The following is a 9,982-nucleotide window of genomic DNA, read 5'->3' as shown; positions in this document are numbered from 1 at the left end:
TTTTGCTGGAAATCGTCGAGAAAAACGGAGCCCGCCATCAGACAGTGGAGATAGCGGCCAAGGAATTATTGGATGCCAAACTGCTCTAAAGCGATGATCGGCAAACTCTCGAAAAGCGAATCGCTGCGGACTGTGATTGAATATGTCCTCAAAAACGATCATTCCCGGCTGATCGCCTGCGAAGGGATATTGGTAGGCGACTACCATAATGAGGAGTGGCTGGAACAGATGATCTCCGACTTCGAAGATCAGACGTTGCTGCATGATCCGGTTGCCAAAGCTGCCGGGCACATATCGCTTTCGTTCCACCCGAACGATGCTCCGCAGATGACGGATTTTCGGATGGTGAAAATCGCCCGGGAATATATGCAGTGCATGGGGATCGATAATACACAGTATGTTATCGTACGCCACACGAACACGGCGCATCCTCATTTGCATATCGTTTACAACCGGATATGCAATGACGGGAAGCTGATTCCCGACAGGAACGAACGTTTCCGGAATGTCCGCTTTTGCAAGGCATTGTCTTTCAAATACGGCCTGACGCTCGGGGAACGCCAAAAGTAGGTGTCCGATGTATATCCATCTGCTGAAAGCCTTTTGTCTGACGACGGGAATTTTGTCGCTGCCGGCAGCCGTCGGATTGGCATGGCTGATACTGTTCCCGGAATACCCCGAGCGAAAATCCCCGCAGGAACGGATAAAAACGCATTGACTGTTCGTATCTTTGTTGCTGACTTAATCTGCGGAGAAAAATGATTGAAAATACCCATGCGGCAGAATCCTTCGATGCGTTGTTCGCCCGGCTGGCGACATCCGAGTTCCGCCGAAGATTTCGTCTGAAAGCGGAAGATATCGCCTATATCGAGCGAAAAGGCATGGAGACTATCCGGCGTCATGCCGCAGATTTCGTGCGCACACGCCTCGCTCCGGCCGTTATTCCCAATGACGGGCGGCAGACCCCGATGCGCGGGCATCCGGTCTTTATCGCCCAGCACGCCACGGCCTGCTGCTGCCGGGGATGTCTGGCCAAGTGGCATGGCATCCCGCCCGGGGGGAACTGGCGACTGAAGAACAACGATATATCGTTGCGGTATTGACGGCATGGATCGAACGTAACGGAGCCAGGCATCAGACGGTGGGAATTTCCGACGGGGAATCCGTTGGATACAAAACTGCTGTAAGGAGATAAAGCGGCGAGGCCGGTAGTATTTTCGTCCGTTAAGATGGACAGGGCGGTGCTCCCGCAGGCATTTTTCGATGCTGCATGCCACGGCCGGAATTGTCCGGTGCGGAGGTTTTTATGCAGCAGTGGGAATGTTTCGAATCCGTGCGGCGATCTTACAGGAGCACTTTGCAAGAGGATATTCAGACGTGGTTCCGCACGCTGCGGCTCTGAAAGGCTGTTCGTTTCCGAACAATCAGACACCCCGGTACGGTTTTCAGACCGTACCGGGGTGTCTTTCATGCAGCTTGAGGAAACTCAATATTCATCTTCGTTGAAGAAGAAATCGTCCTTGGAGGGGTAGTCGGGCCAGATGTCTTCGATAGATTCGTAGATTTCACCCTCGTCTTCTATCTCCTGCAGGTTTTCGAGCACTTCGAGCGGCGCACCCGAACGTACTGCATAGTCGATGAGTTCATCTTTCGTTGCGGGCCAGGGGGCATCTTCGAGTTTCGATGCCAGTTCAAGTGTCCAATACATGATTCGGTAAAGTTTTATCTCTCTGAATTTTCCGGAAAAACAAGGCTTTTCCTTACAGGGATGCAAAGGTAAAGCAAAAAAACGATGCCCGCAAACGGAACGATCCCCACGGCCTACATTCCGGACGTTCGAATGTCCTAACATCCGATTTCTACGGATGTGTCCGGCGTATAGGACTATGCGGTATCCCGGGGAGAAGAACCGAAAATCGCAACGAGAATTCCGATCCCCGCAAAGGTTCGTGAATCCGAACCGGAGATATGTCGCCGCCCGAGGTATCCGGGAAGACAGCATGCCGCCGTACAGCCGCCGACGGACTTTTTCCAGACACTGACAGCGTCGTAAAGAATTTCCGCAATGTAAAATCGGATATTATCCGGTATAACCTATATGGAATTTTCGTATCTTTATGGAAACCTAAAACCTATCGAACCATGAAATTCTTCATCGACACAGCCAATTTGGAGCAGATTCGCAAGGCGCATGAACTGGGCGTTCTGGACGGCGTAACGACCAATCCTTCTCTGATGGCCAAAGAGAACATCCGGGGTACGGAGAACTGCAACCGTCATTACGTTGAAATCTGCAACATCGTCGAAGGGGACGTGAGCGCCGAGGTCATAGCCACCGACTTCGAAGGAATGGTGCGAGAGGGTGAGGCGCTGGCGGCACTGCATCCCCGCATCGTCGTGAAACTGCCCTGCACGGCCGCAGGAATACGGGCCGTAAAATACTTCGCGGCGAAGAATATCCGGACGAACTGCACGCTGGTATTCTCCGTGGGGCAGGCGCTGTTGGCGGCAAAGGCCGGAGCGACCTATGTATCTCCGTTCGTGGGACGTCTCGACGACATCTCCGAAGACGGCGTGGCATTGGTAGCCCACATCGTGAAGGTCTACCGCACCTATGGTTACAAAACGCAGGTGCTGGCCGCTTCGATCCGTCATACGCAGCATATTATCCAGTGTCTCGATGCGGGTGCCGATGTGGCGACATGCCCCCTTGCGGCAATCGAAGGGCTGCTCAGACATCCGCTGACGGACAGCGGGCTGGAGAAGTTCCTCGCAGACCATGCACGCCTGAATGCCTGACGGGTCACCGGCAGCGATAAAACGGCAACGCCCCGATTCGAACATCCGAATCGGGGCGTTGTGGCAATCATTTCTTTTCCAAAAGCCGCTGGAAGGCGGGAGAAGGCTTAAATGCAGGAATGTCGTGTGCCGGAATTTTGATCGTCGTATTCTTCGTAATGTTACGCGCCGTCTTTTCTTTGCGATGCTTAATCAGGAACGTACCAAAACCGCGGAGGAAAACGTTTTCCTTGCGGATCTGTGCGGCTCGCACCTCTTCCATGAAACCTTCCACGACGGCTAAAACGGTCACGGCTTCGACGCCCGTTTCCTGGGCGAGTTGCTTTACGATATCTGCTTTGGTCATTTTTGTAAGTTTTTGTCCGACAAAGATAAACAAACTTCCGAACTGAAAAAAGCCCATCGACAATCCGATGATTATACCAACAGGTTTATTGTATTGCCGCAGAACGGCGCATCGTGATATTAGAAAATAAAAATCCGGGTTCGGACATTTTTAACATGGATACGGATTCATCTCTTCCGACCCCGTTTCATAGAGGTCATATCCTTGTCCTCCGCTACGGGACGTTTCTGTTCTTTTAACGGCCACTGCGAAAAAATATGCTCTTGGCGGACTGTCATCTCTTTCAGTCGTCGGGCGATCTGTTTCCAGTCGTATTCGAAATTCAGCATGACGATATCCTCACCGAAATCGATGTCATCGAAATATGTGAGTGCCTTGAACGGGCGGATGACATTTGCCTGCGGAAATTTTCGTTCGTAGCATTTGAGCATCTCATAAAACGGGATGCGGGTGGACAGACAGGCGATATCCACGAAATCTTTGAGCCGCGAACCGTCGTCGGCTATCGCAGACAGCTTCATGGCGACGATATCCTCGATGCTGTATAAACGGATTCCGGATTCCGCATAGGGCTGCCGGAGATATGCATATTTGTGAGCTATGCAGTCGATCTTAACGCCGTCGATCATGCCTTTCAGCGTGTCGGGGCGCCTGAAGGCCGTTTGGAATCCGTATCGCTGCGAAAGAAACGCTTCGAGTTCCCCGGCGTCGAACGACTCCGGAGTGAACAGATCCAGATCGACACTCACACGATGCCCCAGATATAAGGCCAAAGCCGTACCTCCGGCCAGATTGAACGCCGCAAGCCGGGGCTCGGCCTCCAACTGTTTCAACAACCCAAGTGTCTGCGGCGCAACTGTCTGCGTGTGTAACATCTCAATTCCTCTTTTTTAAGGCCGAAAGCCGTACATACGAAATTCATATCCTGCGCCGAGAGTGTCGGAACCTCTTTGATAATTTCCCGGAAGCCTTCGATGCCTCCGTAGAGGTCGAACGCCGCGAAGTAGTCCCGGAGCCATCCCCGTTCTATGATGCGCTGCACGACGACCTTACGCGAACGCTGCCAGTCGAACTGCGTCAAGTCATAGTCCCAAAGTAATGTCTTTGAGACCTTGCAGCAGCCTTTATTTCGGATATAGTCATCGAATATGGTCATGAGCCGGAGTTCGTTTCGTTTTACAAAGATACGGATAAGCCGAGAGTAAACCAAAACTTGTTTTGAGTTTACCGAGGCGGAGTATCTTCGGCGAAGCCAAATATACGAATTATCCTGATGATATGCAATTTCCGTGCTTTGTCCGGCATACGCCTTCAAGAGTTGTGTCTTATCGCTCGTCATTCGCCGCAGCAAACATGGGACAAATCGGATATACACTCCCCGACGAAGGTCGGATACGGTGGTACGGACATCTCCGAACCGATTGTCCCTGTCTGCAGCATAGCGCAAAATTTTCATACGCATAAATAACCGGTTTTTCAGGTGTGGGTCGCCCAGCCGTGAAAGGGACGGTCGATAAAACAGCACGACCGATCCGGACATCCATGATAAACCAATCCGCCGACAACGCCCAGACTCCCGTCGGGATAGCGTTCCTTGAAGAGGAACGAATAGGGCGCGAAGTCCCTGTAAAGTTCGATCTGGCACGGATGATGGGGATTTTGCTCACGGCGTTCGAGGCGCTCCAAACATTCCCGAAGCGTGCTGTCGCCGATGCTTTCGGCGTATTGCACTACCTTATCGTAGTGCTCCTGACACATGATTTTCATAAGGCTTGATTTTTAGGTCTATTTCCCCATTCCGGGGTGTTGTTCCAGAAAGAGCATCCGCTGCCGGATATAATGCAGCAGCGGTTCTCCGTCGCCGACAGATTCCATAATGTTGTTCGTTCCGCCAATATCCTTCAGCACTTTCAATGAGAAAGAGTTGTGTATCTGCCCCGAATCGAACTGCAAATCGTGTCCGGACTCGGTAAAGGTGATGCAGACAGGTCTTCCCCGCTTTGTTCTGCCGAAAACCGTGATAGCACCACGCAGGTCTATCGGATAAAACTCGTCGTTATTCTCCCAGTCGATCTCAGGAGTCAGGCGGACGATCTCCGCCATGACCGGACGGAGCAGCCCTTCCGTCCAATGCGGATCATTCAACCGCTCCCGTTCTTGCTTCAGATGTTCAATCTCCCGATCGATCTCCTTGCGGCGCTTGTCGCACTGCGTTTTATGCAGGCGGTAGCGCGTAATGATATTCTCAATAGCATTATATTATGCATACCAACTGCACCGCAGGGGCTGCCCGTCCCATTTCCACGCAGTACGGTATGAGTCGATGCGGATATAATTTTTCGACAGACGGTGCGTATGGGTCTTGCCCTTGAAAACATCGGGCAGCGGGACGGTCGTTCCGCACATATAGCCGTCTTCGGTAGTTCGCTGGTCGAGCTGCCGCAGGTCTACCGCGCTGCCGCGGATCGCTATGACCTGATAGAAGTCGATATTGGTCTGCTCCCAGCCCCACGACGAGTAGAGGATGTCGCCGACGCGCAGCGAACGTCGGAACTCCTCACTCGACCGCGCTACGGCTTCGTCATGGCGCCGGAAGCGCTCGGCCTCCTGCCGGATACGCTCCATAGCCTTGTCGTATTCTTCCGGGGTGTGGGCCTTGTAGACATACCGGGGGGGGGCGCTTCATCCCCGGTGTCCATGCCGCGATACAGCGGCCGTTACGGCCCTGAAACCGGACAAGCGAGATGTTATAGATCAATTCGGGAGCGAAGCCCGTCCCCTGCGCGAGACGCGCGGCGTTCTTGTTGATGCGATAGGTTTTCATTGTATTTCGGATTTAGGGTTCGTTTCTTCTTCGACGATTTGGAACTTGTCGGGATTCCAGCCCTTTGCGAACAGCGCGGCCTGCGCGTCGAGGACGCTCGGAAAGATGCGGCGCCTCTGCCGCGAAAAAGAGATGTATCCGACATAAATACGCCGCACAGGGCTTCTTTGATATTCGAGATGGCAGCGGCACGGAACGGGACGGTAGTGCAGGAAGCCCCGCATGCGCAGCAGCAGGCCACGTTCGTACTCCTTGTCCCCGCGGCAGCGTTCCCACGCCTCGTATTTGTCGATGCCGTCGGTCAGCAGCGTGTAACCGACAGCCCGGTCATAGCGGGTTCGGCCCTGCCAAAGGCCCTTGAAAAAAAGCGACAGCAGTTCCAGTTCGAGCGTCGGACGGCCTTTCGTGCGCAGTGTTTCTGTCAGGGATACGACCTCGTCGTAACGGAAGTCGAGCGGGCGGATGTTGTTCGCCGCCATGCGCACCATCACCCGCAGGTCGGGGGTAATAGTGATACGTGTTATAATCTGATAGCTCATAATGATATGCAATTAAAAGACCGCAGCTTTAGGGCTGCGGCCTGATTTGACAATACGTGAAGTGTCGTGTTATTTCGGATTGGTCGTGTCCCGGAGCTTCAATCCGAAATCGCCGCAGGCCGTACGCAGATCTTCGCTGAACTTGCTGCTCTCGCAATAATAATCGCCCATCCGTCCGGCCAACTCCTGCAGATCGCCGTCCGTAATCGTCGCAGTATCGTATCCGTGCCTTTCGAGTGCCGCACGGTTCAGAAAGGCGATGTCGAACTCCGCATTCGGATCGTTCTTACTCGGAACGCTTCGCAGTTTCTCGTCGGTGAATCGGTAAATCTCGTCGAGGTATTCCTTCTCCGTCCGGTTTGCATCTCCGTGCTGCCGGGAGAACTCGTCGCCCCAGGCAATGAGCGTCGCAGCCGTATCGCGGAAGTTGTCCGAGGGCCGGAATTTCCTGCGCCCAGCTTCATAGGCGATATCGACCAGCGCCTCGGCATAGTCGCGCAGGGACACATTGCCCGGAAGCGCTGCGGGCTGCCTTTTCATAAAGGCGGTGATGGCCTCGGCATAGATCCGGAGTTGCAGACGGTCGCGCTCCGCGGCGGCTTCGTCGCAGTCCAGTCCGAATTCCGGGGATTCATGGCCATCGAGGAAGTTCTGCAATTCACCCAGCCGGAAAACGTCGTAGCGCGTAGGATATTCCGGCAGGCTGCATTCCACGAAATCTGCCGTAAGGTCGCTTGTCGTCTGCGGCGCAGCTTCGGCGGACGGGATGAAATCGTATTCTTCCAGCCATTCGACGATGCCTTGCAGGGTATCGCAGGAGAGATTTTCAAGCGGAAGCGGGAAATCATCCCCGCCGTTCATCAGGCAGACGGGAGTCAGCCCGTCCTCACAAAATTCGAGGGAGATTACATTGCGATAAAGACCGTCGTATCTGATTGTAAGGGGCGACTCGTAATACTCTTCATAGGCGAGGCCGTCCGTATCTGCCAGCCTCTCGCGGTCTGTCGCATCGGCCGAATAGGTTCCCAGGCGCCCTTGCCGGCTGGCGATGACCGAGCGGATCACACCGATCTGATAAGTGCGCAGTTTTTCGAGTGTTTCTTTGTTTTTAATAGTCATAGAGAATCAAGTTATTTATAAGAAAATTCCGGTCTGACGAAATAGCAGACCGTGGTGTGCCGCCCGTGATCCTTGACGAGTTTTACGGGTTGGGGCGCGTTGTAGATGCGCCGCTCTGTAACGGGAGCATCGAGCGCATCCCATTTCTCTTGCGATACGGCGGTCTGCTCGTCCCGATAGCACCAGACGATGACGGATTTCGGGCCGGGAGCTGCGAATGCGGTTCCTTCGTAATCAGAAAGAAACATTTGAAATTCCTTCTCCGTCCGAAACGAAATGCAGTCGCCCCGGTAGAGATCGCCGTTCCGGCATTCTGCATCCTTATAGAGTCTGATCTTACGCCACTTCTCGGTCGTGAAATCACCATAGAGCGGATCGCCTTCCCGGAACTCCCACAGCGGAACCTCGGCGCTGAACCGGACAACTCCGTTGCCGCAGGCGCCGCAATGGCCCCAAGCACAGAAATCTCCCGGCACAGCACCGGAAGGCTTCAGCTCTTGCGGCATCATGGCTGTAAAAGGCCCTCCGCTGACCGCGCAGCCGATACCGCCGGCTGTCGCCCACACGAAAGGCACGTAAGGGCACAGGCAGATCGAGCGCATTCCGTCTTCACGGACAGCCTCGATCAGGGCGTTGCTGTGGAAGTCACCGTGGCGTGTGGTATAGCGTACCCGGTCGCCGACCTGCGGGATACGCGGGTTACGGGTATGTTCGATATGCCGCACCAGCTTATTGGCCATGTCCACGTCCTCTTGCGTCAGGTGGTGTTCATGGTCGTAAAGCGTATTCATCGGCAGCAGCGTTTCGCAGCTGTACCGATCTTCGGTTTTGGATTGTTGCATATTGCTGATAATAAAAACGCCGCGACCTTTCGGCCGCAGCGCAGATTAAACGATTTGTTTATCAAGGTTTAGGCAGCTTCGGACGGAATCGCATCCGGGGTTTCCGGCTCCTGCTCTACAGCCAGCCGTTCGGAAATCATGCGTGCCGACCGGTTCACGTCCGTGAGGATGTCGAACAGGTAGGTCGGCTCTTTATGGAACTCCGCCAGCCAGTCCTTGATATAGGCAGCGCTCTCCTCGCGGGGCGTCGTGGCGAAGCCCAGCATCGCGCCGCACAGGGCCGCCGTAAGTTCGGCGACCAGTTCCTCCCGGATATAATCGGCATCGCCATAGCAAGCGCCAAAAGAACGGTTCAGACGCTCCGCATGCCCCGTGCTGTGCGTGACTTCGTGGAGAAGTGTCGTGTAGAATGCCGCGCCCTCCGGAAACTGCCGTTTTTCGGGACAGACGATCCGGTCGAGCGTCGGTGAATAAGAAGCCCTGTCACCGGATTTGAGCAGGATGGGACAGAGCCACGACTGCTCCATCAGCATCCGGTCCAGCGGCTCGCAAGCCAAACCGTCCGAGTAGTCTTTCGGCCCGGTCGGTGTCGTAAGCGAGGAATATCGCTCCGGATGCCGCTCCTGCATATCCGTCTGGTCGATGTTGAAGACCGGGTAATAGCGCATCACGGGCAGCACGTCGTATTGCCGCCGCTGCTCCTGCGGCAGGCGGTAGTATTCCGCCAACTCAATCTTCTTACGGGTCTCTTTGTGGCGGATATAGAGTTTCCAGAAGAAGACCGGAAACGAACCGGAGCCTTTGAGGATGTTCAACCCCTCTTCCTTGGCTTGTTTGAAGGTCATAAAGAGCGGCGTACGATAGCCAGCGATCTCCGAGAGGAACAGCAGCATCAGGATATTCCCGCCCCGGTAGTGCGTGCCGCGCAGGTTACGCGGAAGACCGTGCGCAAGGTCGGCAATCCACGGCTTGCGCCACTCCTCGGTGAGCGTCTCCATTTTCTTTATCATCAGCTCCGTCAACTGCGGAGCGATCTTTTCAATCAGATTCTTATTCATGGCTCTTATCTTTACGTTATTCTTCCTCCGGAGCGGTAGCTTGCCGCCAAAGACGGATCTTCTCGTCGTTCGTCCTGCCGTTCCACCACATGTCGCAGGCATCGCGGAAAGCCTTGCGATCATCCTTCGGGCTGAAATTTTCCGGATTCAGTCCGGTGATAATTTCCCGGTCTTCTTCTGTCGTTCCGTCATTCCACCACGGCTCGACCGTATCGGACATCAATTCGCTTTCGCGGATCTGGTACGTGTGCTCTTCGCATCCGTCGCACCACAAATCATCCTGCTCGGGAGCTGCCGGTGCAACTTGTCCCGTATTGCTGTCCACCCATGTTCGGTAGGACACTTCGAGCGAACCGCATTCTTCGCAGCGCCATGGATCGGCGGACGTTTCGACTGCCGGGTTTTCCGGAATGGACTCTTGTTCCGGAATCTCTGAAATCTTATTCATAACAGTA

General features: G+C 54.3%; 15 protein-coding genes. 3 read left to right on the top strand and 12 right to left on the bottom strand.

What is annotated here, in order from left to right; translation table 11 throughout:
- The first annotated feature begins 93 nt into the window (after positions 1-93).
- Together HMPREF9720_RS01080 and HMPREF9720_RS01075 are read left to right on the top strand one after the other, a co-directional pair.
- Positions 94-570: a relaxase/mobilization nuclease domain-containing protein gene (locus HMPREF9720_RS01080; protein ID WP_009596286.1), complete on the top strand. Its 477-nt coding sequence runs from the start codon at positions 94-96 to the stop codon at positions 568-570.
- 188 nt (positions 571-758) lie between these two features.
- Positions 759-1,103, top strand: a complete 345-nt coding sequence (locus HMPREF9720_RS01075; RefSeq protein ID WP_009596282.1) for a DUF4186 domain-containing protein — start codon at positions 759-761, stop codon at positions 1,101-1,103.
- Positions 1,104-1,486: 383 nt separating this feature from the next.
- Here the strand turns inward: HMPREF9720_RS01075 and HMPREF9720_RS01070 are convergent, their stop codons facing one another.
- Positions 1,487-1,708, bottom strand: coding sequence for a DUF2795 domain-containing protein (locus HMPREF9720_RS01070; RefSeq protein WP_009596288.1), 222 nt, complete (start codon positions 1,706-1,708; stop codon positions 1,487-1,489).
- Between the two features lie 434 nt (positions 1,709-2,142).
- Between HMPREF9720_RS01070 and fsa the strand changes: the two genes are divergently transcribed.
- Positions 2,143-2,799, top strand: a complete 657-nt coding sequence (gene fsa, locus HMPREF9720_RS01065; protein ID WP_014774785.1) for a fructose-6-phosphate aldolase — start codon at positions 2,143-2,145, stop codon at positions 2,797-2,799.
- 67 nt (positions 2,800-2,866) lie between these two features.
- Here fsa and HMPREF9720_RS01060 read toward each other — a convergent pair whose 3' ends face one another.
- The 11 genes from HMPREF9720_RS01060 to HMPREF9720_RS01010 all read right to left on the bottom strand — a co-directional run.
- Positions 2,867-3,145, bottom strand: a complete 279-nt coding sequence (locus tag HMPREF9720_RS01060; protein ID WP_009596283.1) for an HU family DNA-binding protein — start codon at positions 3,143-3,145, stop codon at positions 2,867-2,869.
- A 167-nt stretch (positions 3,146-3,312) separates the two neighbouring features.
- Complete coding sequence (locus HMPREF9720_RS01055; protein ID WP_009596285.1) at positions 3,313-4,020, bottom strand: nucleotidyl transferase AbiEii/AbiGii toxin family protein; 708 nt, start codon at positions 4,018-4,020, stop codon at positions 3,313-3,315.
- Complete coding sequence (locus tag HMPREF9720_RS01050; RefSeq protein WP_014774786.1) at positions 3,975-4,301, bottom strand: DUF6922 domain-containing protein; 327 nt, start codon at positions 4,299-4,301, stop codon at positions 3,975-3,977. The genes HMPREF9720_RS01055 and HMPREF9720_RS01050 overlap by 46 nt, the downstream gene beginning before the upstream one ends.
- A gap of 320 nt (positions 4,302-4,621) precedes the next feature.
- The gene (locus HMPREF9720_RS14910) at positions 4,622-4,912 is read right to left on the bottom strand and encodes a DUF4120 domain-containing protein (protein ID WP_009596277.1); all 291 of its coding nucleotides are present in this window, start codon (positions 4,910-4,912) and stop codon (positions 4,622-4,624) included.
- Between the two features lie 18 nt (positions 4,913-4,930).
- Entirely contained in the window at positions 4,931-5,290 is a 360-nt protein-coding gene (locus HMPREF9720_RS01040; protein ID WP_009596280.1) for a hypothetical protein, read from the bottom strand.
- A 114-nt stretch (positions 5,291-5,404) separates the two neighbouring features.
- Positions 5,405-5,770 carry a hypothetical protein gene (locus HMPREF9720_RS01035; RefSeq protein WP_009596284.1) on the bottom strand — a complete coding sequence of 122 codons (366 nt, stop codon included), beginning with the start codon at positions 5,768-5,770 and terminating at the stop codon, positions 5,405-5,407.
- A 195-nt stretch (positions 5,771-5,965) separates the two neighbouring features.
- Positions 5,966-6,508, bottom strand: a complete 543-nt coding sequence (locus HMPREF9720_RS01030) for a hypothetical protein (RefSeq protein WP_039939492.1) — start codon at positions 6,506-6,508, stop codon at positions 5,966-5,968.
- Between the two features lie 69 nt (positions 6,509-6,577).
- Positions 6,578-7,627 (bottom strand): hypothetical protein, encoded by a 1,050-nt coding sequence (locus HMPREF9720_RS01025; RefSeq protein WP_009596287.1) that lies wholly within the window; start codon positions 7,625-7,627, stop codon positions 6,578-6,580.
- Positions 7,628-7,638: 11 nt separating this feature from the next.
- Positions 7,639-8,469, bottom strand: a complete 831-nt coding sequence (locus tag HMPREF9720_RS01020) for a DUF4121 family protein (RefSeq protein ID WP_009596278.1) — start codon at positions 8,467-8,469, stop codon at positions 7,639-7,641.
- Positions 8,470-8,537: 68 nt separating this feature from the next.
- A complete protein-coding gene (locus HMPREF9720_RS01015; protein ID WP_009596279.1) occupies positions 8,538-9,527 on the bottom strand; it encodes an ArdC family protein in 990 nt (329 codons plus the stop codon).
- 16 nt (positions 9,528-9,543) lie between these two features.
- Positions 9,544-9,982 (bottom strand): hypothetical protein (locus HMPREF9720_RS01010; RefSeq protein ID WP_254654347.1); only part of this gene is annotated, 439 nt, incomplete at its 5' end.

Origin of the sequence: Alistipes sp. HGB5, assembly GCF_000183485.2 — a bacterium.
In the GTDB taxonomy this organism is placed as follows: domain Bacteria; phylum Bacteroidota; class Bacteroidia; order Bacteroidales; family Rikenellaceae; genus Alistipes; species Alistipes finegoldii.
Note: the sequence above shows the minus strand (reverse complement) of the source record. Positions and strands in the feature narration are given on the sequence as shown.